21 protein-coding genes are annotated in these 26,254 nt (G+C 64.8%); 5 read left to right on the top strand and 16 right to left on the bottom strand.

All coding sequences use genetic code 11. The features are described from left to right. Positions 1-26 precede the first annotated feature (26 nt). Positions 27-464, top strand: a complete 438-nt coding sequence (locus ACZY0R_RS17085) for a YbaN family protein (protein WP_488859827.1) — start codon at positions 27-29, stop codon at positions 462-464. On the opposite strand, the gene ACZY0R_RS17080 is transcribed toward ACZY0R_RS17085, so the two are convergent. The 7 genes from ACZY0R_RS17080 to ACZY0R_RS17050 form a co-directional block, all read right to left on the bottom strand. Continuing rightward, entirely contained in the window at positions 455-1,705 is a 1,251-nt protein-coding gene (locus tag ACZY0R_RS17080) for a phenylacetate--CoA ligase family protein (protein ID WP_488859825.1), read from the bottom strand. The two genes, ACZY0R_RS17085 and ACZY0R_RS17080, sit on opposite strands and share 10 nt — an antisense overlap. Before the next feature lie 87 nt (positions 1,706-1,792). Beyond that, positions 1,793-2,608, bottom strand: coding sequence for an ABC transporter ATP-binding protein (locus ACZY0R_RS17075; RefSeq protein ID WP_045236120.1), 816 nt, complete (start codon positions 2,606-2,608; stop codon positions 1,793-1,795). 94 nt (positions 2,609-2,702) lie between these two features. Then, the gene (locus tag ACZY0R_RS17070) at positions 2,703-4,037 is read right to left on the bottom strand and encodes an ABC transporter substrate-binding protein (RefSeq protein ID WP_488859823.1); all 1,335 of its coding nucleotides are present in this window, start codon (positions 4,035-4,037) and stop codon (positions 2,703-2,705) included. A gap of 96 nt (positions 4,038-4,133) precedes the next feature. Beyond that, on the bottom strand, positions 4,134-5,210 hold the full coding sequence (locus ACZY0R_RS17065) for a branched-chain amino acid ABC transporter permease (RefSeq protein ID WP_035875779.1): 1,077 nt from the start codon (positions 5,208-5,210) through the stop codon (positions 4,134-4,136). A gap of 26 nt (positions 5,211-5,236) precedes the next feature. Further along, positions 5,237-6,151, bottom strand: coding sequence for a branched-chain amino acid ABC transporter permease (locus tag ACZY0R_RS17060; RefSeq protein WP_035875777.1), 915 nt, complete (start codon positions 6,149-6,151; stop codon positions 5,237-5,239). Positions 6,152-6,187: 36 nt separating this feature from the next. After that, positions 6,188-7,099, bottom strand: a complete 912-nt coding sequence (locus ACZY0R_RS17055) for an ABC transporter ATP-binding protein (RefSeq protein ID WP_488859820.1) — start codon at positions 7,097-7,099, stop codon at positions 6,188-6,190. Between the two features lie 14 nt (positions 7,100-7,113). Then, entirely contained in the window at positions 7,114-9,084 is a 1,971-nt protein-coding gene (locus ACZY0R_RS17050) for an AMP-dependent synthetase/ligase (protein ID WP_488859818.1), read from the bottom strand. A gap of 237 nt (positions 9,085-9,321) precedes the next feature. On the opposite strand from ACZY0R_RS17050, the gene ACZY0R_RS17045 reads away from it, so the two are divergent. Further along, complete coding sequence (locus ACZY0R_RS17045; RefSeq protein WP_035875771.1) at positions 9,322-9,990, top strand: Crp/Fnr family transcriptional regulator; 669 nt, start codon at positions 9,322-9,324, stop codon at positions 9,988-9,990. Positions 9,991-10,048: 58 nt separating this feature from the next. Here the strand turns inward: ACZY0R_RS17045 and ACZY0R_RS17040 are convergent, their stop codons facing one another. The 6 genes from ACZY0R_RS17040 to ACZY0R_RS17015 form a co-directional block, all read right to left on the bottom strand. Beyond that, positions 10,049-11,593, bottom strand: coding sequence for a methyl-accepting chemotaxis protein (locus ACZY0R_RS17040; RefSeq protein ID WP_488859816.1), 1,545 nt, complete (start codon positions 11,591-11,593; stop codon positions 10,049-10,051). A 163-nt stretch (positions 11,594-11,756) separates the two neighbouring features. Continuing rightward, positions 11,757-12,029: a hypothetical protein gene (locus tag ACZY0R_RS17035; RefSeq protein ID WP_488859814.1), complete on the bottom strand. Its 273-nt coding sequence runs from the start codon at positions 12,027-12,029 to the stop codon at positions 11,757-11,759. Positions 12,030-12,046: 17 nt separating this feature from the next. After that, positions 12,047-12,901, bottom strand: coding sequence for a 3-hydroxybutyryl-CoA dehydrogenase (locus ACZY0R_RS17030; protein WP_045236126.1), 855 nt, complete (start codon positions 12,899-12,901; stop codon positions 12,047-12,049). A gap of 75 nt (positions 12,902-12,976) precedes the next feature. Further along, positions 12,977-13,399: an HIT family protein gene (locus ACZY0R_RS17025; RefSeq protein WP_441630684.1), complete on the bottom strand. Its 423-nt coding sequence runs from the start codon at positions 13,397-13,399 to the stop codon at positions 12,977-12,979. 169 nt (positions 13,400-13,568) lie between these two features. Next, positions 13,569-16,871: a fused isobutyryl-CoA mutase/GTPase IcmF gene (gene icmF / locus ACZY0R_RS17020; RefSeq protein WP_488859811.1), complete on the bottom strand. Its 3,303-nt coding sequence runs from the start codon at positions 16,869-16,871 to the stop codon at positions 13,569-13,571. Between the two features lie 368 nt (positions 16,872-17,239). Continuing rightward, the gene (locus tag ACZY0R_RS17015) at positions 17,240-17,578 is read right to left on the bottom strand and encodes a DUF2917 domain-containing protein (protein WP_488859809.1); all 339 of its coding nucleotides are present in this window, start codon (positions 17,576-17,578) and stop codon (positions 17,240-17,242) included. 180 nt (positions 17,579-17,758) lie between these two features. Here ACZY0R_RS17015 and ACZY0R_RS17010 point away from each other — a divergent pair, with 180 nt between their 5' ends. After that, positions 17,759-19,165: an aminotransferase-like domain-containing protein gene (locus ACZY0R_RS17010; RefSeq protein ID WP_045236130.1), complete on the top strand. Its 1,407-nt coding sequence runs from the start codon at positions 17,759-17,761 to the stop codon at positions 19,163-19,165. 13 nt (positions 19,166-19,178) lie between these two features. On the opposite strand, the gene bcaP is transcribed toward ACZY0R_RS17010, so the two are convergent. The 3 genes from bcaP to aptA form a co-directional block, all read right to left on the bottom strand. Next, positions 19,179-20,570 (bottom strand): branched-chain amino acid transporter BcaP, encoded by a 1,392-nt coding sequence (gene bcaP, locus ACZY0R_RS17005; protein WP_488859807.1) that lies wholly within the window; start codon positions 20,568-20,570, stop codon positions 19,179-19,181. A 226-nt stretch (positions 20,571-20,796) separates the two neighbouring features. After that, positions 20,797-22,314, bottom strand: coding sequence for a CoA-acylating methylmalonate-semialdehyde dehydrogenase (locus ACZY0R_RS17000; protein WP_035869886.1), 1,518 nt, complete (start codon positions 22,312-22,314; stop codon positions 20,797-20,799). 39 nt (positions 22,315-22,353) lie between these two features. Beyond that, positions 22,354-23,685 carry an omega-aminotransferase AptA gene (gene aptA, locus ACZY0R_RS16995; protein ID WP_488859805.1) on the bottom strand — a complete coding sequence of 444 codons (1,332 nt, stop codon included), beginning with the start codon at positions 23,683-23,685 and terminating at the stop codon, positions 22,354-22,356. 228 nt (positions 23,686-23,913) lie between these two features. Between aptA and ACZY0R_RS16990 the strand changes: the two genes are divergently transcribed. Together ACZY0R_RS16990 and ACZY0R_RS16985 are read left to right on the top strand one after the other, a co-directional pair. After that, complete coding sequence (locus tag ACZY0R_RS16990; RefSeq protein WP_488859803.1) at positions 23,914-25,068, top strand: IS110 family RNA-guided transposase; 1,155 nt, start codon at positions 23,914-23,916, stop codon at positions 25,066-25,068. 425 nt (positions 25,069-25,493) lie between these two features. After that, a protein-coding gene (locus ACZY0R_RS16985; protein WP_488859801.1) for an IS5 family transposase occupies positions 25,494-26,245 on the top strand; the annotation gives its coding sequence in 2 pieces (ribosomal slippage) (positions 25,494-25,811 and positions 25,814-26,245; 750 coding nt in all). Positions 26,246-26,254 lie beyond the last annotated feature (9 nt).

Below are 26,254 nucleotides of genomic sequence, written 5' to 3'. Positions count from 1 at the left end.
CCCCGCCCGGCGCCGCCGGAGCCGGCATGATCCGCGGCCGCAGGCAGCGGGCGCTGCGCGCGCTATGGGTGGTGCTTGGCGTGCTCAGCCTGCTGCTGGGCATTGCCGGCATCTTCCTGCCGGTGCTGCCGACCACGCCGTTCGTGCTGCTGGCCGCCGCCTGCTTCGCGCGCGGCTCGGAGCGCTTTCATGCGCGGCTGCTGGCGCATCCGCGCTTCGGCCCGCTGGTGCATGACTGGCAGGTGCACCGCAGCGTGCCGCTGCGTGCCAAGTGCCTGGCCATCGGGATGATGTGGCCGTCGATGGGCATCACCGCGTGGCTGATGCGCGAGCGCCCGCTGGCGTCGCTGGCGCTGGTTGCCACCGCGGCGGCCGTCAGCGCGTGGCTGCTACGGCTGCCGACGCGCCCACCGGGCGGCCACGCCGCGCCGCCCGAGCAAACTGGCGATCGCGCTCAGTCGTAGCTGCGCGCGTCCTCGATCACCTTGCCATCCTGCGGCAGCGAACCCGCCGCCACGAAGCGCACTTCGCCACGCAGGCGCATGACTTCACGCAGCGATTCGCCGATGGCTCGCCCCAGGCTCGCATCGTCGCGCGTGGCATCGCAATGCAGGGTCATCACGTCGGCGCCAACGCTGCCCGTCACCACCAGGCGCGCGGCGCGCACCTCGGGATGGCGCCGCACCACCTCGCCCACCTGGCCGGGATGCACGAACATGCCCTTGACCTTGGTAGTCTGGTCGGCGCGTCCAAGCCAGCCCTTCAGGCGCAGGTTGGTTCGCCCGCACGGGCTGGCGCGCTCGCCCGAACCGGCCACGAACGCCGAAAGGTCGCCCGTGCCGAAGCGGATCAGCGGATAGTCGCCGTTGCCGAGCACGGTCACCACCACCTCGCCGGTCTCGCCCTCCGGCATCGGCTGCGTGCCACCCGGCTCGACGATCTCGACCAGCACGTTCTCGTCCACCACCCAGCCATCGCCGCCCTGGGTCTCATAGGCAATCAGGCCCACATCGGCGCTGCCATACATCTGCTGCACCCGGATGCCGCGCTCGCCAAACCACGCGCGCAGCGAGGGAGGCAGCGCCTCGCCGGACACCAGCGCCTTGCCCAGGCTGCGGCAAGGCAGGCCGAGTTCGTCGCCCCTCTCCAGCAGCAACTTCAGAAACGATGGCGTGCCCGCGTAGGCCGCCGGCTGCAGGCTGGCCAGCGCCTGCACCTGCGATTCGGTCTGGCCCACGCCGGCGGGAAACACGCAGCAGCCCAGGCGATGGGCACCGGTTTCCATCATCATGCCGGCTGGCGTGAAGTGATAGGAGAAGGTGTTGTAGACCAGATCGCCAGAACGGAAGCCTGCCGCGAACATGGCGCGCGCGATGCGCCACCAGTCGGCGTCGTGCCCGTCCGGCTCGTTGATCGGCCCCGGCGACTGGAAGATATGCCGCAAGCCCCCAAGCGGGGTCGCATTGAGCCCGCCCAGCGGCGGCATCGCCTTCTGCCGCGCCGTCAGCTCGGACTTGCGCGTCACCGGCAGTGCCGCCAGCGCCGCGCGGGAATCCAGCGCACGCGGATCCACATCGCGCAAGACCTCAGCGAAATAAGGGGCATGCGCCTTGGCATGCGCGACTTGCCGCGACAAGGCCGCCAGCAAAGCCTGCGAGCGGACTTCAGGGGCGCGCGTTTCGAGCGAATCGAAGTGTTCAGACATGGTGCGTAGTTCGCGTAGTAGTCGCGTGATGAACCGCGTGAGGCAGCGCTCACCGATCGGCGTTGTGTTTAAGACCGAGAGCTCTTCTCAGGCCAGCCAGCGCTTGCGGCGGCGATAGCTTTTTACGTCGCGGAAGGAACTCCGCCCGCCGCCCTCTCCATCGTTCGCCGCCACGCCCAGGTAGAACTCCTTCACATCCTCATTGGTCCGCAGCGCCTCGGCCGCGCCATCCATCACCACGCGGCCGTTCTCCAGGATGTAGCCGTAGTCCGCATAGCGCAGCGCCACCATAGTGTTCTGCTCGGCCAGCAGGAAGCTGACCTTCTCGCGCTGGTTGAGGTCGCGCACGATCTCGAAGATCTCCTCGACGATCTGCGGCGCCAGGCCCATCGACGGCTCGTCGAGCAGGATCATGCTGGGCTTGGCCATCATGGCCCGGCCGATCGCGCACATCTGCTGCTCGCCGCCGGAGGTGTAGCCCGCCTGCGATTTGCGGCGCGTCTTCAGGCGGGGAAAGTACTCGTAGATGCGTTCCAGCGCATCGCGCGTCTCGCTGCGCGACAGGCCGCGCGTATAGGCGCCGGTCAGCAGGTTTTCTTCCAGCGTCAGGTGGGCAAAGCAATGCCGCCCTTCCATCACCTGGATCACGCCGCGCTTGACCAGCTCGTTGGGCGTGAGCCGGTCGACCCGGTTGCCGCGATATTCGATCGAGCCCTTGGTGACGTCGCCTCGCTCGGCATGCAGCAGGTTGGAGATGGCCTTGAGCGTGGTGGTCTTGCCCGCGCCGTTGGCGCCCAGCAGCGCCACGATCCGCCCTTCCGGCACGTCGAGCGAAACGCCCTTGAGCACCAGGATGACGTGGTCGTAGATGACTTCGATATTGTTGACGGACAACAGGCTCATGATGCGGCTCGGTTGGTGGTTCCTGGCTTGCTTCATCCCCGCTCCCCCGTGCGCGGGAGAGCGGAGTCAACAACAAACGCCTCGCGGCGCCCGCTCAAGACTTCATGCACGTAGGCGAAATGCCCTTCTCTTTCGCGAACTGCGCGGCACTCGCCTTGAACAGCGGATGGATCAGGTTCTTGTTGCCTTCGATCCAGTCCGACACCACCACCCACTTGGTGCCATCCCACTGCTGGATCTTCACCTTGCCCGAACCCTCGTGGTTATCGCAACTGGTCTTGATCTCCGGCAGCAGACCGGTCGCGCCCAGTTGGGCAAGCCGCGCATTGGTCAGGTTCAGGTTCTCGAAGGCCCAGCGCATGTCGTCGCCGCTCATGACCTTGCCCTTGCCATACTTGGCCTGCGCCACGCGGATCGCTTCCACGGTCACCACCGCGGCGGACACGCCGCGGTTGTAGAGCACCGAGCCGACCTTGTTGCGGTCCTGCATATTGCCCTTGCCGGCGCCGTAGACCACCTTGTCGATATCGGCGATCACCGGCACGCCCTTGCCGGCCACGTTCCAGGTCGCGCTCATATAGCCCTTGGCTGCGTCACCGGCGGGCAAGGTGTCTTCCTCGGAGCCAGCCCACCAGGAGCCGACCATCTTGTCACGTGCGAAGCCCACCTTCTGCGCGGCCTTGAGCGCGGTCTGGTTCATCACGCCCCAGCCCCAGAAGATCACGTAGTCAGGATTCTCCTGGCGGATCTTCAGCCACTGCGCGCCCTGCTCGTTGCCAGGGTGCGCCACCGGGATCTCGACGAGGTTGAACTTGCCGAGCTTGGCTTCGGCCTCCAGCGCCACGATCGGCTCCTTGCCATAGGCCGAGTCGTGATACAGGTAGACGATCTTCTTGCCCGCCAGCGAGCCGCCGCTCTTGGAGGCCAGGTACTTGACGATGGCCGAGACCTGCATCTGGTAGGTGGTGACCAGCGGGAAGGCATAGGGGAACACCGAGCCGTCGACCGCATCGGTGCGGCCATAGCCCATCATGACCAGCGGCACCTTGTCGGCCGCGGTCTTGTCCACCAGCGCGTAGGAGATACCGGTCGACATGGTGTGATACGCGGTGCCCTTGCTGGCGGCGCTCTTGCTCTTGAGCCGCTCATAGCACTCCACGCCCTTGGCGTTGTTGTACTCCGTCTCGCACTCTTCCCACGAGAGCTTGACGCCATTCACGCCACCTTCCTTGAGGTTGACGTAGTTAAGGTAGTCGACGAAGCCGCCGTAAAAGGACTGCCCGTTGGCGCCATAGGGGCCGACGCGATAGCTGGGCAGGGCGACGAACTGCTCGCCGCTCTGCGCTTGCACCGCCAGCGGCGCCAGCAACGCCGCGGACGCTCCCACCGCCAGGGCAATGCGCTGCAGATTGCGAATCAGGATGGTCATGACTGTCTCCTTCACCTTGGCAGGTGTGTGTTTGTTATGGAATACCCGTTTGCTTGATCCGGCCTAGAAAACGTCAAAGCGTCAATGCGTTGGTACTTAATGCGGGAATGGCCACAGCCGCAGCTTCTCCTTGGCGATCTGCCACAGCCGCGCGAGACCGTGCGGCTCCACGACCAGGAAGAAGATGATCAGCGCGCCGAACACCATCAACTGGATATGCGACACCGCGGCATTGGTAAAAGGCAGGTGCAGCAGCGCGGCCAGCGGCGGCAGCGCGTTGTCCAGGAAGATCGGCAGCAGCAGGATAAAGGCCGCGCCGAGGAAAGAGCCGAGGATGCTGCCCACGCCGCCGATGATGATCATGAACAGCACGCGGAAGGACAGGTCGAGCGAGAAGCCGTCGGGTTCGACCGAACCCAGGTAGCAGAACGCATAGAGCGCGCCGGCCACGCCGCAGTAGAACGAGCTGACGGCGAAGGCCAGCAGCTTGGTGCGCATCAGCGGAATGCCGATCACCTCGGCCGCAACGTCCATGTCGCGCACCGACATCCATGCGCGCCCGGTGGACGAGCGCACCATGTTCTTGGCGGCGATGGCCAGCACCGTCACCAGCATCAGCACGAACAGATACTTCTTTACCGGGGTGTCGATGGCGATGCCGAACAGGTTCAGCTGCTGCGCGGTGATCACGCCGGAGGAACTGTTGTTGGAAAACCAGGGAAACTTGGTCAGCGCCCACACCACGAAGAACTGCGCGGCAAGCGTCGCGACAGCGAGGTAGAAGCCCTTGATGCGCAGCGACGGCAGCCCGAAGGCGACACCCACCAGCGCCGCCGACAATCCCGCGAGGATGAAGGTCAGCAACACCGGCAGCCCTTCGATGCGCAACTGGAAGTTGTAGGCGGCATAGGCGCCCACGGCCATGAAGGCTGCCGTGCCGAGCGAGAGCTGTCCCGCGTAGCCGGTCAGGATATTCAGCCCGAGCGCGGCCAGCGCGAAGATCAGGAACGGGATCAGGATGGCCGAGAACCAGTATTCCGAACCGGTCAGGGGAATCGCGATAAAGGCCACCGCCATCAGCACCGCAAAGCCGATGCGGTCCTGGCGGATGGGGAAGATCTGGCTATCGGCCAGGTAGCTGGTCTTGAACTGGCCGGATTCACGGTAGAACATGGGTTGTCTCCTGGGGCAAAGGCCGGTCAGACACGATCGATATGTTTCTCACCGAACAGCCCCTCGGGCCGCACCAGCAGGAACAACAGCGCAAACACATACGGGAACCAGCCCTCGATGCCACCGAAGTTGCCCCCGAAGGCGGACTGGAATACGGGCGGGATGTAGATCTCGGCGAGCTTCTCCGAGGCACCGATGATCAGGCCGCCGACGATGGCGCCCGGCACCGAGGTAAAGCCGCCGAGGATCAGCACCGGCAGCGCCTTGAGCGCCGTCAGCGTCAGCGCGAACTGCACGCCATTGCGCGAGCCCCACAGCATGCCGGCCACCAGCGCGACGAAGCCCGCCACGCCCCACACGATGGCCCAGATATGCTGCAGCGGAATCCCCAGCGACAACGCTGCCTGATGATCGTCAGCCACGGCGCGCAGCGCGCGGCCCACCTTGGTGTACTGGAAGAACAGCGCCAGCGTGCCCACCAGCAGGCCGGCGATGCCCGCCGCCGCCAGGTCGAACTTGGACACCACGATATTGAAGCGCGTCAGGATGGATTCGATCGGCTCGTCGACGATGCCGAGGTTGATCGGGCGGACTTCATTGCCGAACAGCAGCGGCCCCAGTCCTTCGAGGAAGAAGGACAGCCCGATGGTCGCCATGAACAGAGTGATCGGCGGCTGGTTGACCAGCTTGCGCAACACCAGGCGTTCGGTGCTGATGCCTACCACCACCATCACGCCGAATGCGCCGATCACCGCCGCCCACATCGGCAGGCCCTTGTCCATCAGCCCGACCACCGCCAGCGCGGCGAAGTAGACCATCGCGCCCTGCGCGAAGTTGAATACGCCCGAAGCCTTGTAGATCAGCACGAAGCCCAGCGCCACCAGCGAGTACATCAATCCCGACAACAGGCCGCCGATCAGGATTTCAAAGAAGAACGTCATGGTTATCCTTGTATCGTTCCGTGCGTTGCGTCTGCGTCAGTGACCAGCGCCGAGGTAGGCGCGGATCACGTCCGGGTTGGCCTTTACCGCCTCCGGCGTGCCGTCGCCGATCTTCTTGCCGTAGTCGAGCACCACCACGCGGTCGGAGATGTCCATCACCACGCCCATGTCGTGTTCGATCAGCACGATGGTGGTGCCGAACTGGTGGTTCACGTCCAGGATGAAGCGGCACATGTCCTGCTTCTCCTCCACGTTCATGCCTGCCATCGGCTCATCGAGCAGCAGCATGGAGGGCTCGGCCGCCAGCGCGCGCGCCAGCTCCACGCGCTTCTGCAAACCGTAGGGCAGGCGTCCCACCGGCGTCTTGCGGATGGCCTGGATTTCAAGGAAGTCGATCACCTCTTCGACCTTCTGGCGGTGGCGCATTTCTTCGTTGCGCGCGGGGCCCCACCACAGCGCATTGGCCAGCAGGCCGCTGCGGAACCGGGTGTTGCGCCCCGTCATGATGTTGTCGAGCACGGTCATGCCCTTGAACAGCGCGATGTTCTGGAAGGTGCGCGCGATGCCCTGGCGGGCCGCGGCGGTGGGATGCATCTTGCGCCGCTCCTCGCCGCGGAACACGATGCGGCCCTGCTGCGGGTGATAGACCCCGTTGATCACATTGAGCATCGAGCTCTTGCCCGCGCCGTTGGGTCCGATGATGGCGCGGATCTCATGCTCGCGCACATCGAAGGAGATATCGGTCAGCGCCTTCACGCCACCGAAGGACAGCGAGATATGCTGCAGGTCGAGTATCACCTCGCCGGCCTGCCGCGCCTGCGCCTGCGCATGCCCGGCCTGCACACCGCCTTGCAGCTCCGCCGTGGCTCCCGCCACCGCGGACGCGCCGCTCCACACCGGCTGGCCGTCGCCGCCGCGCTCCACGCCTTTCCATGCCATTTGCGTCATCCTCCCGCCCCTGCTCATGCCGCGCGTGCCGCGCCGGCGGAGGCCGGCGGGATGCGCTTCACGTCAACCAGCTTCAGCGTGGCCGATACACTGCCCTCGCGGCCATCCTCGAACTTCACGCGCGTCTCGATAAACTGCTCCGTCTTGCCGGCGTACAGCGCCTCGACCAGCACGCCGTACTTCTCGGCGATGAAGCCACGCCGCACCTTGCGGGTCCGCGTGAGCTCGTCATCGTCCGGATCCAGCTCCTTGTGCAGGATCAGGAAACGCGAGATCTGCGAGCCGGCCAGCATGGCATCGGTGGCGAGATCGGCATTCACCTGCTCGACGCACTCGGCGATCATGGCGATCACTTCCGGCTGCGCGGCAAGATCGATGTAGCCCGCGTACGCCAGGTGGCGCCGCTCGGCCCAGTTGCCGACCGCTTCGAAATCGATATTGATGAAAGCGCACACGCTGTCGCGGCCAGTGCCGAACGCCACCGCTTCCTTGATGTACTGGAAGAACTTGAGCTTGTTCTCGATGTACTTGGGCGCGAACATGGCGCCGTCCGACAACTTGCCCACATCCTTGGCGCGGTCGATGATCTTGAGATGGCCGTCGCCATCGATCACGCCCGCGTCGCCGGTCATGAAGTAACCATCGTCGTTGATCGCCTCACGGGTGGCATCGTCGCGCTTGTAGTAAGCCTTCAGCAGCCCCACGCCACGCACCAGCACCTCGCCGTTGTCGGCAATGCGGATCTCCATGCCCGGCGCGGCCGGCCCCACCGAATCGAACTTGACCTTGCCGTCCGGCTGCAGGCAGACATAGGCGCAGGTTTCGGTCTGGCCGTAGAACTGCTTGAGATTGACGCCGATCGAACGATAGAAGCGGAACAGGTCCGGCCCGATCGCTTCGCCCGCCGTGTAGCCCACGCGGATGCGGCTCATGCCCAGCACGTTGCGCAGCGGCCCGAAGATCAGCGCTTCGCCCGCGGCGTAGCGCAGCCGGTCGGCCAGCGCCACCGGCTTCCCGTCGAGGATGTCGGTGCCGCAGCGGCGCGCCACGTCCATCGCCCAGTGGAACAGCTTGCGCTTGATCCAGCCCGCGTCTTCCATGCGGATCATCACCTGCGTGAGCAGGTTTTCATAGATGCGCGGCGGCGCGAAGTAATAGGTGGGACCGATCTCGCGCAGATCGGTCATCACCGTCTCGCGCGATTCCGGGCAATTCACGGTAAAGCCCGCCGTCAGGGCCTGCGCGTAGGAGAACAGGTTGTCGCCGACCCACGCCATCGGCAGGTAGGACAGCACATCGTCCTTCGCGGTCAGGCCGTCGAAAGCGCAACCGTTGCGCGCCGAGCCGATCAGGCCGCGGTGCGAATGGCACACCCCCTTGGGCTTGCCGGTGGTGCCGGAGGTGTAGAGGATGATGGCAGTGTCGTCGGGCGCGCCCGCGGCAACGGCCTGGTCGAACAAGCCCGGATTGGCGCGATCGAATTCACGGCCGATTTCCTGCACGCGCTGGTAGGACATCAGCGCCGGATGATCATAGTCGCGCAACCCGCGCGGGTCTTCATAGATGATGTGCCGCACCTTGCGGCCCTGCGCGGCGAGCTGCTCCTCCACTTCGAGCAGCTTGTCCACCTGCTCCTGGTCCTCGACGATGGCAAAATCGATCTCGGCATCGTTGAGCACATAGATCATCTCGCCCGCGATCGCGTCCTGGTACAGCGGCACGGGCACGCCACCCAGTGCCTGCGCCGCGCTCATGGCCCAGTACAGGCGCGGCCGGTTGTCACCGACCACCGCCAGGTTCATGCCGCGCGCAAAGCCCAGCGCGGCCAGCCCGCACGCCAGCGCACGGACCTCCTGCGCGGTCTGCGCCCAGCTATAGGTTTGCCAGATTCCGAGATCCTTCTCGCGGTAAGCCGGGCTTTCCGGCCGCTGCTGCGCATGCGCAAGCAGCAGGCGCGGGAAGGTCGTCGCCGACGGTTCCTGCATCGCTGTCTCCTGTCCCTCCGGGGCGGGGATCCGCCACCGGTGTCAAGCCTGCTTCCGCTGGTTATACTTGGCCTGTTTTGCCCCGCGCGGTTTCTGCCGCAGCGCAACAAGTCCGTCGTGCCTTGTCCTGGCACGCACTCGCGGTTGGTGTGATCGTAAGATAGTGCATGCCATTTCCCCCGGTTGTCACGCCGATGACAATTCCGGGTTAATCCCTACGGGAAGGTTTTCCAGCTCATGCTCAACGATTTTGTCGACCGCTGCGTGTGGGCAGCCGACCTCAGTCCGGAACAACGCGACGTGGTCCGCCGCGCCATGTGCGTGCGCGAATATAGCCAGGGCGATTACGTCTGTCACAAGGGTGACAAGGCCGAGCACTGGTTGGGGGTGCTGGAAGGGATCGTCAAGATCACTACGGTGTCGCCTTCCGGCAAGTCGGTGACATTCACCGGCGTGCCTACCGGCGGCTGGTTCGGCGAAGGCGCCGTGCTCAAGGCCGAGATCCGCAAATACGATGTGATGGCGCTGCGGCGCTCGCGGATTGCTTTTCTTCCGCGCGAGACTTTTCAGTGGTTGCTGGATACCAGCCTGCCGTTCACGCGGTTCCTGCTGACGCAGTTCAACGAGCGGCTGGGGCAGTTCATTGCCGCCGTGGAATACGAACGGCTGCTCGATATCGATTCGCGGGTGGCACGCGCGGTGTCGTCGCTGTTCAACGAGCACCTGTACCCCGGCCTGGGAACCACGCTGGAGATTTCGCAGGAAGAAATCGGCCTGCTGGCGGGCATATCGCGGCAGCGGGCCAATCAGGCGTTGAAGGTGCTGGAGCAGCAGGGACTGGTGAAGGTCGACTATGGCGTGATCGAGGTATTGGACCTGGAAGGGCTGCGGCAGTACGGCGAATAGGACCGCCGCGCCCCTCGCGGCCACCTTGCGCCATGGCCCGACGCGGTTTGTCGCGCAATCAACGGAATACGCCGACCGCCTCCACCAGCCGGTTGGCCTGCCGTTTCAGGCTCTGTGCGGCGGCCGCGCTCTGCTCCACCAGCGCCGCGTTCTGCTGGGTGATGCGGTCGAGGTCGCCGATGGCATCGCCAACCTGGCTGATGCCCGCGCTCTGCTCGGACGTAGCCAGGCTGATCCCGGCGATCAGGTCGGAGACGCGCCTGACCTGGGCCACGATGTTGTCCATGGTCTGGCCGGCGTCGTTGACCAGTTGCGCCCCCGAGTCGACCTTTTCCACGCTGGCGCCGATCAGCGCCTTGATCTCCCTGGCCGCGCTGGCGCTGCGCTGCGCGAGCCCGCGCACCTCACCGGCCACCACCGCGAAGCCCCTGCCCTGTTCCCCCGCCCGCGCGGCTTCCACCGCGGCATTCAGCGCAAGGATATTGGTCTGGAAGGCGATGCCGTCGATCACGCTGATGATGTCAGCGATCCGTTTCGAGCTGCTGCTGATTTCCTCCATGGTCGCCACCACCTGCGACATCGCCTTGCCGCCCTTGGCCGCCTCGGTGCTGGCGGAGCCGGACAGCTCGTTTGCCTGGGCCGCGGTCTCGGCATTGCTCTTGACCGTGGCCGTCATCTGCGTCATCGACGACGCCGTATCCTGTACGTTGGATGCCGCCTGCTCGGTACGCTGACTCAGGTCGCTGTTGCCCTGCGCGATCTCGCTGCTTGCGCCTTGCACGTTCAGCACCTGCTCGCTCACGTCGTCGATCAGCCAGCGGAACATCAGGCCAAGCTGGCTGATCGTGCGCAGGGTCATGCCGATCTCGTCCACGCGGTCCATATGCTCGACCTGCTGGCTTTCGCCTGACGCGACGCGCAAGGCCTGTGCCATGACCCGCTCCAGCGGCCGCGAGATCTGCGCCTCCAGCCAGCCGGAGACCAGCAGCAGCATGGCGGCGACGATGCCGCCCAGGCCGGCCAGCGGCATCCCACTCATGCCAAGCGCCGCCGCACCAATGACCGAGGCCGGCAGCAAGGTCGCCAGGGCGCCGCGGATGCGCCAGCGCACCGGCATGGTCTTGAAGGCCGATGCCCACCGCTTCCAGCCGCCCTGAATGATCAAGCCCTTGTGAAAGCGCCGCTGGCCCGCACTACCCTCGCGGAAGTCCTGGTAGAGCCGCCCGGCGGCGTCAATCTCCTCGCGCGAGGGCCTGGTGCGCACCGACATGTACCCCACCGGCTTGCCGTTGCGCACCAGCGGCATGGCGTTGGCGCGTACCCAGTAGTGGTCGCCGTCCTTGCGCCGGTTTTTTACCAGCGCCGTCCAGGGCTCTCCGCCCTTGAGCGTGGCCCACATGTCGGCGAACGCCTCGGCCGGCATGTCCGGGTGCCGCACGATATTGTGGGGCTGCCCCTGGATTTCCTCGCGCGTGAAGCCACTGACATCGACGAAGGCCGCATTGGCGTAGGCGATGCGGCCCTTGGTGTCGGTGGTCGACATCAGCGTCGCATTCTCAGACAGTTCGTATTCGCGCTGCGAGACGGGTTGGTTGTTGCGCATAAAGATTCCCCATCGGTTTTCCAAAGCACGCGACGCACAGACAGTGCCACGACTGCGGCGGCGCGTAGTGCATTTCAGCGTTTACGGAAATGTCTGTGCAAAGCTTTAGCGATTAGGGACAAATGAAGACATTCACCCGGTTTCACTTGGATCGAGATTGATTTCACTCGGTGTTAATCGGCTTTATCGCCGCCAAAGGCTTGACAATATTTTTTAATACGTTCGTTCTATTTAATTCATATTGATATCGATTCTTGTTTGAAAATTCAAGCAGACAGCAAATCGTCAGGTACCGGAAGGGGCATGGTTCATTGATCACGACATGCTGGAGAACCGGCAGGCAGGGGCGTTCCGCAAACGAAAAAAAGCTGGCAACGGATCGCTCCGTTGCCAGCTTTCTTAGCTTCCCCCGCCCTGGGGAAGGGGGACTTTCCATCTCTTACTGCTTCAATATTACTTGCTGTAGACGTACACACCGCGGCCCGTCTTGCGGCCGAGATAGCCCGCTGCCACCATTTCGCGCATCAGCATGGCCGGACGGTATTTCGGGTCGGCAAATTCGGTGTACAGCACCTCCATCACCGCCAGCATCGTATCCAGGCCGATCATGTCGGCCAGCGCCAGCGGGCCGATCGGGTGATTGCAGCCCAGCTTCATGCCTTCGTCGATCTCTTCCGGCGACGCCAGGCCTTCACCCAGCACGCAAAACGCCTCATTGATCATCGGGCAGAGAATCCGGTTCACCACGAAGCCCGGGTTGTTCTTCACGGTGATCGGGTACTTGCCCAGCGCCTTGGAGAGTTCTTCCACCAGCGCATGCGTGGCATCGCTGGTCTGCAGGCCGCGGATCAGTTCCACCAGCGCCATCATCGGCACCGGATTGAAGAAGTGCATGCCGATGAAGTTGCCCGGCCGGGTCGTGACCGCCGCCAGCTTGGTGATCGAGATCGACGAAGTGTTGGACGCCACGATCACGTTGTCGCCGACAATGCTGTCGATCTGCTTGAGGATCTTGACCTTGAGGTCGAAGTTCTCGGTGGCGGCTTCGATCACGATGTCGGTGGCCTTGAGCGATTCATAGGCGGTCGAGCCCTTGATGCGCGCCAGTGCGGCTTCCTTGTCGGCTTCGCTGATCTTGTCCTTCTTGATCAGGCGGTCCAGGCTGCCCGCAACGGTGGCGATGCCCTTGTTCACCGCTGCGTCGCTGATGTCCACCATCACCACGTCCAGGCCCACTACGGCGCATGCTTGCGCGATGCCGTTACCCATGGTTCCGGCGCCTACGATGCCAACTGTCCTGATTCCCATCTTCTCTTCCTTGTTGCTGGTTGCTTGATGCAGATCCGGCCCGCCGCGGGTGCGGCGGACCGGTGTTTCATAGGGTCAGGCGTCGCGCAGCGCGGCGATGATGCGATCGGCGTGCTGGCTGAGGATTTCCGGATCCTGCATGTCGGTGCCGTGGCCGCGCAGTGTGCGGTCGGCATAGCGGGGCACGATGTGGAAATGCACGTGCGGGACGGTCTGGCCCGCGGCGCTGCCGTTGAACTGGCCGATCGAGATGCCGTCCGGCCTGAAGGCGGCGCGCACCGCGCGGGCTACGCGCTTGGTGGTGCGGATGGCGGCTTCGGCGCCGGCGTCGGAGAGGTCGAATATCTCCGCGGCCGGCTCCTTGGTCACCACCAGTACGTGGCCGTCGGACTGGGGCATGATGTCCATGAAGGCAACGGTGTCGGCGTCTTCATACACCTTGTTGCAAGGCAATTCGCCACGCAGGATGCGGGCGAAGATATTGTTTGGATCGTACACGGTGCTCCTGATTGGTCTTGTCTTGATCTTGTCTTGATCTTGTCTTGGTATTGGCTTGGCCCTGGCGCTCGACGGCCGCGCTATGGCCGCGTTATGGCCGCGTTATGGCCTTATGCAAACGTCAAGTTTAACGCAGGGGCCTCGCACGAAACAGCCCCCGGCTGACACATCACATATTGCGCCGGTACTGTCCTCCCACCTCGAACAGCGCATGCGTGATCTGCCCCAGCGAGCACACGCGCACCGCATCCATCAGCACCGCAAACACATTGTCGTTGTCGATCACGGCCTGGCGCAGGCGCTGCAGCATCGCAGGCGCCGCATCCGCATGGCGCGCATGGAAATCCGCCAGCCGCGCGAGCTGTCCCTGCTTCTCCTCTTCGCTGGAGCGCGCCAGTTCGAGCGTCTGCGTGGCGGGCTCGCCGTTGGGATTGCGGAAGGTGTTGACGCCGATGATGGGCAGCGTGCCGTCGTGCTTGCGCTGCTCGTAGTACAGCGACTCCTCCTGGATCTTGCCGCGCTGGTAGCCGGTCTCCATCGCCCCCAGCACGCCGCCGCGCTCGGCGATGCGCTCGAACTCCTGCATCACCGCTTCCTCCACCAGGTCGGTCAGCTCATCGATCAGGAAGCTGCCCTGGTTGGGGTTCTCGCATCTGGCCACGCCCCATTCGCGGTTGATGATGAGCTGGATCGCCAGCGCGCGGCGCACCGACTCGCCGGTGGGCGTGGTGATGGCTTCGTCGTAGGCGTTGGTGTGCAGCGAATTGCAGTTGTCGTAGATCGCGATCAGCGCCTGCAGCGTGGTGCGGATATCGTTGAAGTCGATCTCCTGCGCATGCAGCGAGCGGCCGGACGTCTGGATGTGGTACTTGAGCTTCTGGCTGCGTTCGTTGGCGCCGTATTTTTCGCGCATCGTCACGGCCCAGATACGGCGCGCCACGCGGCCCATCACGCTGTATTCCGGGTCCATGCCGTTGGAGAAGAAGAACGACAGGTTGGGCGCGAAATCGTCGATATGCATGCCGCGCGCGAGATACGCCTCCACATAGGTGAAGCCGTTGGACAGCGTGAATGCCAGTTGCGAGATCGGGTTCGCGCCAGCCTCCGCGATGTGATAACCGGAGATCGAGACCGAGTAGAAATTGCGCACCTGGTGGTGCACGAAGTAGGCCTGGATATCGCCCATCACCTTGAGCGAGAACTCGGTGGAGAAGATGCAGGTGTTCTGCCCCTGGTCTTCCTTGAGGATGTCGGCCTGCACCGTGCCGCGCACGTTCTGCAGCACCCAGGCGCGGATCTTGGCCTCCTCGTCGCTGGTGGGATCGCGGCCGTTGTCGGCGCGGAACTTGTCGAGCTGCTGGTCAATGGCGGTGTTCATGAACATCGCCAGGATGGTGGGCGCGGGGCCGTTGATGGTCATCGACACGGAGGTCGACGGGCTGGTCAGGTCGAAGCCGTCGTACAGCACCTTCATGTCGTCGAGCGTGGCGATCGACACGCCCGAATTGCCGACCTTGCCGTAGATATCCGGTCGCGTATGCGGATCCTCGCCGTACAGCGTGACCGAGTCGAAGGCGGTGGACAGGCGCTTGGCATCCATGCCTTCGGAGACCAGCTTGAAGCGGCGGTTGGTGCGGAAGGCATCGCCCTCGCCGGCGAACATGCGGGTGGGGTCTTCGTTCTCGCGCTTGAAGGCGAACACGCCGGCAGTGTAGGGGAAGCTGCCGGGCACGTTCTCGCGCATCAGCCACCTGAGCACCTCGCCATCGTCCGCGAAGCGCGGCAGCACCACCTTGCGCACCGTGGTGCCGGACAAGGTGCTGGAGGTGAGCGTGGTGCGGATTTCCTTGTCGCGGATCTTCACCACGTACTCGTCGCCGCTGTAGGCCTTGCGCATCTCCGGCCACATCGCCAGCAGCTTGCGCTCCTGCGCGCCCAGCGCGGCGTCGCGTTCCGTGGCGAGCGCCTGCAGCGCGTCGCCGGCATCGCCCGGCGTTGGCTCCGGCGCGGCCAGCAGCATGCGGCGTGCCTCGCGCAATTGCTGGCGCTCGCGCGCCAGCTGGCTTTGCGCTTCCACGCGGTGGTGATAAGCGCGCACGGTGTCGGCAATCTCCGCCAGGTAGCGGTTGCGCGCCGGCGGCACGATCACGTTCTGGCCGGTGGAGATGCGTCCGCTCAGCAGCGGCAGCACGCCCGCCGGCGCGCGCATGCCGCGCGCGCACAGCGCTTCGCGCAGGCCCTGGTAGAGCATGGTCACGCCGTCGTCGTTGAAGCGGGACGCCTGGGTGCCGTACACCGGCATCTCCTCGGGCTTTGCATGCCACTGCTCGCGGTTGCGCTGCACTTGCTTGGCGACGTCGCGCCACGCGTCGCGCGCGCCCTTGCGGTCGAACTTGTTGATGGCGACGAAGTCGGCGAAGTCCAGCATGTCGATCTTCTCGAGCTGGCTGGCGGCGCCGAACTCGGGCGTCATCACATACAGCGACAGGTCCGCATGCGGCACGATGGCCGCATCGCCCTGGCCTATGCCCGAGGTCTCGACGATGATCAGGTCGAAGCCACTCGCCTTGCACGCTGCCAGCACATCCGGCAGCGCCTGCGAAATCTCGGAGCCGGCCTCGCGCGTGGCCAGCGAGCGCATGAAGATGTTCGGATGATTGATCGCATTCATGCGGATGCGGTCGCCCAGCAACGCACCGCCGGATTTGCGGCGCGAGGGATCGATCGAGATCACCGCGATCGACAGCGCATCCTGCTGGTCCAGCCGGATGCGGCGGATCAGTTCATCGGTCAGCGAGGACTTGCCGGCGCCGCCAGTGCCGGTGATGCCGAGCACGGGCGTCTTCACCTTTGCCGCTTCGGCGCGCAGCGCGTCGGCCAGCGACGGTTCCGCCTTGCCGTTTTCCAGCGCGGTGATCACTTGCGCGAGCGCGCGGCGGTCGCCGCCCTTCACCGCGTCGAGCGCGGTCGGCGCATAGCGCGCGAGGTCGATATCGCAGCGCTGCACCATGTCGGCGATCATGCCCGCCAGGCCCATGCGCTGGCCGTCCTCCGGGCTGAAGATGCGCGCCACGCCGTAGGCCTGCAGTTCGCGGATCTCGTCCGGCACGATCACGCCCCCGCCGCCGCCGAATAGCTGGATGTGCCCGCCGCCACGTTGGCGCAGCAGGTCGATCATGTACTTGAAGTACTCGACGTGGCCGCCCTGGTAGCTGGAAATGGCGATGCCCTGCACGTCTTCCTGCAGAGCCGCACTGACCACTTCCTGCACCGAGCGGTTATGCCCCAGATGGATCACCTCGCAGCCCGAGGACTGCAGGATGCGCCGCATGATGTTGATGGAGGCATCGTGGCCGTCGAACAGCGAAGCCGCGGTGACGAAGCGCACTTTGTTGACGGGGCCTTTCGGTCCCTGCGCCTGATGGGAAACGCCGGGTTGGGCACCCTTCTGCACATCGGAAAGATCGGTCATTTGTCTCCACCATGTTCGGTGTTCTGGCTGGTCGCATGACGTCCATGGCTGCCGCTCTGGAGGCGGCTCGGATCCCGCATGCGAGCGGTCTGGCTGGCGCCGGCCCGGCGGCTTGATTATATGACGTTTACGTTAACGGAAATCAAGCCAGGGACACCCTGCCTACCGCGCGGCGCGGGCTGCCATGACGGACATCCTCGCACAGTTGGCGAGGCGGTGTGATGGATTCTGAGGGGGGAAAACGGGCGGGGCGGAGGCATCCGCGGCGCGCGCAAGCGGCCTCGGGCTCCGCGGGCGGGCCGGGAACCGGCGCGCCCGTTGCCGGCCGGCGGGGGGCCACTCGCCCGCGCCAGCCAGCCTGCATCACGTCAGAGACCCGGCTCCGGGCATTCGCCCGCGCCGTTGCCCCGGCGCTCGCCAAACCGGCGCTTCAGCGCGCCAGTCAACCCGCCCAGCCAGCGCCACCACAGGGGGGCGGCCGACTCGGCGAGCGTGAATCGCGCGCCTTCGCTTTCTCCCGACAGCCATACCGTCGCGCCGGCTGGCAGCGAGTACACGGCGCCCGGCAGCAGCCAGATATCAGCGTGATGGCCCTCCAGTGTCAGCCACAGGTGCCCTTCCAGCACCTTCACGCTCTGCCCTTCGGGGGCGCGCCAGCTCACCGGCCGGCCGGGTTCATCCAGTTCGAAGATCCGTAGTTCGCGCATTTCGCCACTCCTTTCTGCATTGCGGTGATGTCTCGTGCCGCCCGGCCTGGCCGGTGCCGGCACCCTCCTCCGCATGCCTTCCATTATTCACAGCGGCTACTACAATCCCATGAACAGTTGCGAACAGTTTTCTATGCACTGTTCAGTAGTTTTTCCTGACACTTTGCAAGCGCGCCCGTCATGAAGCTGACCCTAGTCCCCGCCACCGGCGTGCCCCTGACCGACCAGATCGTCAACGAGGTCAAGACCTGGATCAGCACGCGCGAGGTGCGTCCCGGCGCCCGCCTGCCGTCGATCCGCCAACTGGCGGCGGAGCATGGCATCAGCCGTTTCCCGGTGATCGAGGCCTATGACCGGCTGGTGTCGCAGGGTCTGCTCGACTCCCGCCACGGCTCGGGCTTCTTTGTCGCGGACAGCCCGCTGCTGGCGCGGGCCGCCAATGGCTGGTCGGATCCGAAGCTGGCCGAGGACCTGTCGGACCATATCCTGGAACAGTTCAACCACCCCAGCGCCACCCTCAAGCTGGCGGGCGGCTTCGTGCCCGAGACCTGGCGCGACCTGGACGGGCTGACGCAGGCGATCCGCCAGGTCTCGCGCACCGACGTCTGCAGCGTGATCCATTACGCCACGCCAATGGGCCTTCCGGAACTGCGCCAGCATGTGCTGACCCGCGTGAGGCAACTCGGCATCGCCGCCGAACTGCCGCAGGTACTGATCACCACCGGCGCTAGCCAGGCGCTGGACCTGGTGGTGCGCCGCCTGCTCAAGCCAGGCGATACGGTATTCGTGGAAGATCCCGGCTACTACAACCTGTTCGGCCTGCTGCGCCTGCACGGGGTGCGGCTGGTGGGCGTGCCGCAAACCCGCAATGGCCCGGACCCGGACGCCGCGGAGGCGCTGCTGCGCGAGCACAAGCCCAAGCTGTTCTTTACCAACAGCGTGCTGCAGAACCCGACCGGCTCGACCATGGCGCCGCCGGTGGCATTCCGCCTGCTCGAACTGGCACGGCGGCATGGCTTCCGCTTCGTCGAGGACGATATCTTCTCGGACTTCCAGACCCACTTCACCGATCGCCTGGCCACGCTCGACCAGCTCGAACATGTGATCTATATCGGCGGTTTTTCCAAAACGGTGTCGGCCTCGCTGCGGATCGGCTACCTGGTCGCCGACAAGGCGCTGGTGAAGGAACTGGTGGATGTGAAGGTGCTGACCAGCGTGGCCGGCTCGCATTTCGCGGAAGCCGTCACCACGGCCTTGCTGGAGCGGGGCGCCTATCGCAAATACATGGAACGGCTGCGCCTGCGGGTGCGGCAGGCCACCGCCGGCGCGGTGCGGCGCCTGGGCGAGTTTGGCTGGGAGGTGTTTTGCGAACCGGCGGGGGGCAATTTCCTATGGGCACGCACACGCGGGATCGATGATTCGCGCGAACTGGTGACGCTCGCGGAGCGGCACGGCGTGACGTTGGCGCCCGGCAATTACTTCCGGCCGGGTGGCGAAACCTCGGCATGGATCCGCATCAACTCCGCATTTGTCGAGGAGCCACGCGCACTGGCCTTCCTGCGGGAGGCCGGCGCGCGCGAACGGTGACGGCGGGGCGGCGTCAACCGCCGTGCAGCACCGCGTTGCGGCGCGCGTAGAGGAAGTAGATGGCCAGCCCGATCGCCAGCCAGCTGGAGAACGCGATCCAGGTCAGTGCCTGCAGGTGAGCCATCAGGAACAGGCAGAAGCCCACGGACAGCAGCGGCACCACCGGCACACCGGGGCAGCGGAAAGCGCGCGGCAGGTCCGGCCGGGTCTTGCGCAGCACCAGCACCGCCACCGAGATCAGCGTGAAGGCCGACAACGTGCCGATATTGATCAGCTCCGCCAGCACGTTGAGCGGCACGAACGCCGCGATAAACGCGAACACGATGCCCACCGTCCAGGTGGCGAAGAACGGCGTGGCATGCACGGGATGCACCTTCGACAAGCGCTCCGGCAGCAGGCCGTCGCGCGACATGGCAAAGATGATGCGCGTCTGCCCAAAGGTCATCACCAGGATCACCGTGGTCATGCCCAGGATGGCGCCAAGATCGACGAAGCCCGCCACCCAGTTCTGCCCGGCGTACTGCAGCGCAAGCGAGACCGGGTGATCGATGCCGGCGAACTTGGCGAAGGGCACTATGCCCGTCATGATGGCTGCCACCGTCACGTACAGCACGGTGCACACGGCCAGCGAGCCGATGATGCCGACAGGCAGGTCGCGGCGCGGGTTGCGGACTTCCTCGGCGGCCGAGGTGACGGCATCGAAGCCAATGAAAGCGAAGAACACCAGCGCCGCCGCATTGAAGATGCCGTCCAGTCCGAACGGTGCAAACGGGTGCCAGTTGGCCGGCTTGACGTGCCACACGCCCACCGCGATGAAGAGCAGCACCACCGCAATCTTGATGGCCACCATCACATTGTTGAGGCGCGTGGACTCGCGCACGCCATAGGACACGACCCACGTAATGGCCAGCATGATCAGCGCGGCAGGCAGGTTGAACAGCGTCTGCACACCTGGCACCGCGCCCGGCGCCGCGGTGAGCATGGCCGGCAGGTGCAGGCCGAAGCCCGCCATCAGCGACTGGAAGTAACCCGACCAGCCCACGGACACCGCCGAGGTCGCCAGGCCGTATTCGAGCAGCAGGTCCCACCCGATCATCCACGCCACGATCTCGCCGAGGGTGGCGTAGCTGTAGGTATAGATGGAGCCGGAGACGGGAATCGCCGAAGCGAACTCGGCGTAGCACAGCGCGGCGAACCCACACGCCAGCGCCGCGATGACGAAGGACACGGTCAGCGCGGGCCCGGCGGTGAGCGCGCCGGTGCCGGTGAGCACGAAGATGCCGGTGCCGATGATGGCGCCAATGCCCATCAGGATCAGGTCCACCGGTCCGAGCACTTTTTTGAGGCCATCGTCGCGGGCGGCGGCCAGCATGGCCTCGATGTTCTTGGTGCGGAAGAGACTCATCGGCGGGTACTCCTGGGGCGCGCTGGGCGGCTTTGAAAAGCGCCGTATTCTAGCGCGTGGAGCCGGCGGACTCGTCACATTGGATTACGTGGCTTGCCGCGTTAGCCATCGGCAACCATTGATAGCCATCCGAAGGCTTGCGCCACGTTGCATGCCCCAGGAACAAGAAAAGCACGGGCGCAAACCCGTGCTTTCCAGTCCCATCGTCAAGCGATGCGCGTGAAACCTACTTAGCCACCGGCATCGTAAATTCCGCGCCCTTGCCGATGCTGTCCGGCCAGCGCTGCATGATGCTCTTGTAGCGCGTATAGAACCGGATGCCTTCCTCGCCATAGGCATGGTGATCGCCGAACAGCGAACGCTTCCACCCGCCAAAGGAGTGCCATGCCATCGGCACCGGGATCGGCACGTTGATGCCTACCATGCCAACCTGGATCTGGCGCGAGAAAGCGCGCGCCACGCCGCCGTCGCTCGTGTAGCACGACACGCCATTGCCATACTCGTGCGCGTTGATCAGGTCCACCGCCTGGGCAAAGTCATGCACCCGAACCACCGACAACACCGGCCCGAAGATCTCTTCCTTGTAGATCGTCATGTCCGGCGTGACATTGTCGAACAGCGTGCCGCCGACATAGAAGCCATCTTCATGCCCTTCGACCTTGTGGCCGCGGCCATCGGTCACCAGCTTCGCACCCTCTTCCACGCCCTTGGCGATATAGCCTTCCACCTTGGCCTTGTGCGCGGCGGTCACCAGCGGACCCATCTCGGCATCGGCTTCCATGCCGTTGCGGATCTTCAGCGACTGTGCCCGTTCAGCCAGGCGCGGGACCAGCTTGTCGGCGACGTCGCCCACCGCCACGGCTACGGAGATCGCCATGCACCGTTCGCCTGCCGAGCCATAGGCCGCGCCGATCAGCGCGTCCACGGCCTGGTCGAGGTCGGCGTCGGGCATCACCACCAGGTGGTTCTTGGCGCCGCCCAGGGCCTGCACGCGCTTGCCATGCTTCGTGCCCTCGGTATAGATGTACTCGGCGATCGGGGTCGAGCCGACGAAGGACAGCGCCTGCACATCCTTGTGCGCCAGCAGCGCGTCGACGGCTTCCTTGCCGCCCTGCACCACGTTGAACACACCATCCGGCAGGCCGGCCTGCTTGAGCAGGTCGGCGATCAGCAGCGAGGGCGAGGGATCGCGCTCGGACGGCTTGAGCACGAAGGTGTTGCCGCAGGCCAGCGCCACCGGGAACATCCACATCGGCACCATCACCGGGAAGTTGAACGGCGTGATGCCGGCCACCACGCCCAGCGGCTGGCGCAGGTTCCAGTTGTCGATGCCGCCGCCGATGTTGTCAGTGAAGTCGGTCTTGAGCAGGTTGGGAATGCCGCAGGCGAATTCCACCACCTCGATGCCGCGGGTGACTTCGCCCTTGGCGTCCGAGAACACCTTGCCGTGCTCGCGCGTGATCAGCGCGGCGAGGTCGTCATGGTGGCGGTCGAGCAGTTCCTTGAACTTGAACAGGATGCGGGCGCGCTTGAGCGGCGCAGTCTCGGACCACGCCGGGAAGGCCGCATGCGCGGCGGCTACCGCGGCATCCACGTCCTGCGCGGAGCCGAGCGCCACCCGCCCGGCCACCGCGCCGGTGGCGGGGTTGAATACGTCGGCATAACGGTCCGACGAGGCGGCGCGCACGGTGCCGCCGATGTAGTGCGCGATGTCGGCGATCTGCCGGTTTTCTGCGATGTTCACGTCAGTGTTCCTTGTGTTGTTCCTGCCATGCGTGCGTACTTACTGCACTTCTTGCAGGACCTTCTTCACGGTGTCGAACATTTCGCCGATCTGCTCTTCCGTGATGATCAACGGCGGCGAGAAGGCGAGGATATCGCCGGTGTAGCGCACCAGCACGCCGCGTTCCAGGCATTTGAGGAAGGCCTCGTAGCCGCGCGCGCCGGGCTGGCCGGGACGCGGTTCCAGTTCGATGCCGGCCACCAGGCCGAGGTTGCGGATGTCCTTCACGTGGGGGGCGCCGCGCACGGCGTGCACAGCGGCTTCAAACTTGGGCGCCAGTTCGGCGGCACGGCCGAACAGGTTCTCGTTCTTGTAGATATCCAGCGTGGCGATGGCCGCGGCCGCTGCCAGCGGATGGCCGGAATAGGTGTAGCCGTGCAGGAACTCGATCGCACCCGGCGCGGCGGAATTGACCACGGTGTCGTGCACTTCGCGCCTGACCGCCACCGCGCCCATCGGCACGGCCGCGTTGTTGATGGCCTTGGCCATGGTGATCAGGTCCGGCGTGACCTTGAAGCGCTCGGCGGCGGTGGCCGCGCCCAGGCGGCCGAAGGCGGTGATGACTTCGTCGAAGATCAGCAGGATGCCGTGCTTGCTGGTGATCTCGCGCAGCTTTTCCAGGTAGCCCACCGGCGGCACCAGCACGCCGGCCGAACCGGCCAGCGGCTCGACGATCACGGCAGCCACGTTGGACGGATCGTGCAGGGCCAGGATGCGTTCCAGGTCCTCGGCCAGGTGCCCGCCCCATTGCGGCTGGCCCTTGGAGTAGGCAGCCTCGGCAATATTGAGCGTGGCCGGCAGGTGGTCCGTGCCGGGCATCAGGTTGGCCGAGAAGACCTTGCGGTTGCCGCCGATGCCGCCCACTGCCATGCCGCCGAAGCCCACGCCGTGATAGCCGCGCTCGCGGCCGATAAAGCGGGTGCGCTGGCCTTCGCCGCGCGCGCGGTGATACGCCAGCGCGATCTTCAGCGCGGTGTCGACCGATTCCGAACCCGAATTGGTGAAGAAGATGCGGTCCAGCCCGGACGGCATGATGGCAGCCAGCTTGGTGGCGGCCTCAAAGGTCAGCGGGTGGCTCATCTGGAATGGCGGCGCATAGTCCAGGGTCTGCACCTGGCGCGCGACCGCTTCCGAGATCTCCTTGCGGCAGTGGCCGGCAGCCACGCACCACAGGCCGGCGCAACCGTCGAGGATCTGGCGGCCGTCATGCGAGGTGTAGTACATGCCGCTGGCCGAGGCGAGCAGGCGCGGCGCCGCCTTGTACTGGCGGTTGGCGGTAAACGGCATCCACAGGGCATCGAGATCGGGGATCACGGTCTTGGCGGCATCCATACGTCCTCCTCAGGGCATTGGCTCGGGCGGCGGCGGTTGCGCCGCACCGGGGTTGTCGAGTGATTCTGGTGAATGCGGCCACTGTAGCGGCCCGGTGCAGCTTAAAGAATATACGGTCGGCAGAACATCGCCTGACCGTACAGTTAAGACTAGATCCTATGTAGCAGGAGAGGCAATCAACGGATAGATAGAATCAGCGTGTCGAGGCTTGACCTAATGGAGGGCATCATGCGCACAGATCTGGCAGATACGACGTACACCGGGCACATGGTGCTGGCGGTGTCACTTGAGCTGGCGGCGGCCAAGTGGATGGTTGCACTGCACGACGGCCGTCGTGATAGTCCTACAGTACACACTGTCGCGCAACCGCAGGCTACGCTGCGGCTGCAGGCAGCGCTGGCCCTGACTGAACGGTACAAGGAGGAGTGGTCGCTGCCGGCGGATGTACGGGTTGTCGTGAGCTATGAAGCCGGCCAGGACGCATTCTGGATCTGTCGCGCGCTGCAGGCTCGCGGGATCGAATGTCATGTCGTCGATCCCGCGAGCATTCCCGTTGAGCGCCAGAAACGGCGCGCGAAGACGGATCGCCTCGATGCGATCAAGCTGGTGATCAACCTACGTGCCTGGCTGCGCGGCGAACGCGACCGGATGCGCGCAATCCGGGTGCCCTCTTTGCAGGACGAAGCGTCCCGCCATCTCATGCGCGATCGCGGACAACTGCAAAAAGAAATCCTGCAACACCGCGACCGCATGCGCAAACTGCTGGCCACATTCGGTTGCTGGGATGAGGTCGACAGCAGGAAGTTCGCCGGCCGACTCGCCCGCGGCGAGGTACGGTGTCACGATGGCACACCACTGCCAGCAGAGCTAAACGATCGACTGGTACGCGAGTGCGAACGGCTAGCAGTAGCCGAGCAGCAACTGACCGCACTGGAGCAGACGCTTCCGACGAAGCTGCCTGCGCCAGCACGCGCCCGGGTCGATCACCTCACTCGCCTGAAAGGCATCGGACCGGTTGGCGGCTCGCGACTGGCGCTCGAGCTGTTCTGGCGGGAATTCAGCGACCGCCGCCAGGTCGGTGCGTGCGTTGGCCTTGTACCGCAACCCTACGACAGCGGCGAGAGCCAGGTGGACCAGGGCATTAGCAAACAGGGAAACCGACGGGTGCGGGCACTCCTGATCGAGATGGCGTGGTCCTGGATCCGCTACCAGCCAGAGAGCGCACTGACGCAGTGGTTCAACCAGCGCACCCAGAGCACAGGCCCGAACCGAAGGGCCCGACGGATTGCGATCGTCGCGGTGGCACGACGTCTCGCGATTGCGATGTGGCGCTATCTGAAGGATGGCGTGATCCCCGAAGGGGCACAACTGAAGCCGGCTTAATCCATTGAGGTTTGGAGGAAGATGCAGGGGATGGTGATACGCAATCCATACAGCCTGAAGTGAACATGCCCGTAACAGACCCGGGTTGCACAGGCAACCGATTTTCTAGATGGGGCATGCTCCCGGTGACAATTCCGGCGTAATGCGCATGCAGGATGAGGCTGGCTTCACGCCAGCGGATAGAAGGTGGTGAGACGTCATTTCTCACGAGCGCAAGACCCGGCTTCGGGCCATCGTGTTTCACCGCAACGGAGCCAACCCGCTCTGTCGCGATAAGGGAGGATTCGTATATCGATCAATCAGTCAGTTTGCAAAACGGCTTGACAAGGGACTGCTCATAGAAGGGCCTGTTGACAATCAGCAACGAGTGGGCTGTTAACTTGTGAAGAAATCTGTTTACATCCTGTCTTTTGCGGAAAGACAGGATGCCAAGGTTGATGCTCAGCGATGAACAATACGAACGGATCGCCCCCTTGCTGCCCGGCAAGGCAACGGACCCGGGTCGAACGGCGGCAGACAATCGACTGTTTGTCGAGGCCGTGCTGTGGATGGCGCGTACCGGCAGCCCATGGCGCGATCTACCTCCCGATTTCGGACCTTGGAACAGTGTGTACCAGCGCTTTGCCAGATGGTCTCGGGCGCAGGTGTGGCACATGGTGTTTGCTGAGCTTGGGGGCGACGCCGACTTCGAGGAAGTCTTCATCGACAGCACCATTGTGCGTGCCCACCAGCATGCCGCCGGCGCGCCCCAAAAAAAGGCGATCAGGCGATCGGCCGCTCGCGTGGCGGATTGACCACCAAGATTCATGCGCTGGTCGATGGATTGGGTATGCTCGCGCGCTTTCGCCTGACCGGCGGCCAGGCCGGAGACAGCCCCGAAGCGCTGCCTTTGCTTGACGAACTGAAGCCCGCCAGTCTGGCCGCCGACAAAGCCTACGATTCGAACGCGATCCTGCAACACCTGCAGTCCGCGGGTATTCAAGCCGTCATCCCCAGTCGCGCCAATCGTCTTGAACAACGCCCCCTGGACGAGCATCTGTATGCCTCACGAAATTTGGTCGAACGCTTCTTCTGCCGCATCAAGCAATTCCGCCGCGTTGCCACGCGCTACGACAAGCTCTCCGAACGTTTCTCATCGTTCGTTGCGCTCGCCGCCGCATTCATCTGGGTCTGCTGATTGTCAACA

The organism is Cupriavidus sp. F041, assembly GCF_057814235.1.
The sequence above is the reverse complement of the archived record's forward strand: the minus strand, read 5'-3'. Positions and strand labels throughout refer to the sequence as shown.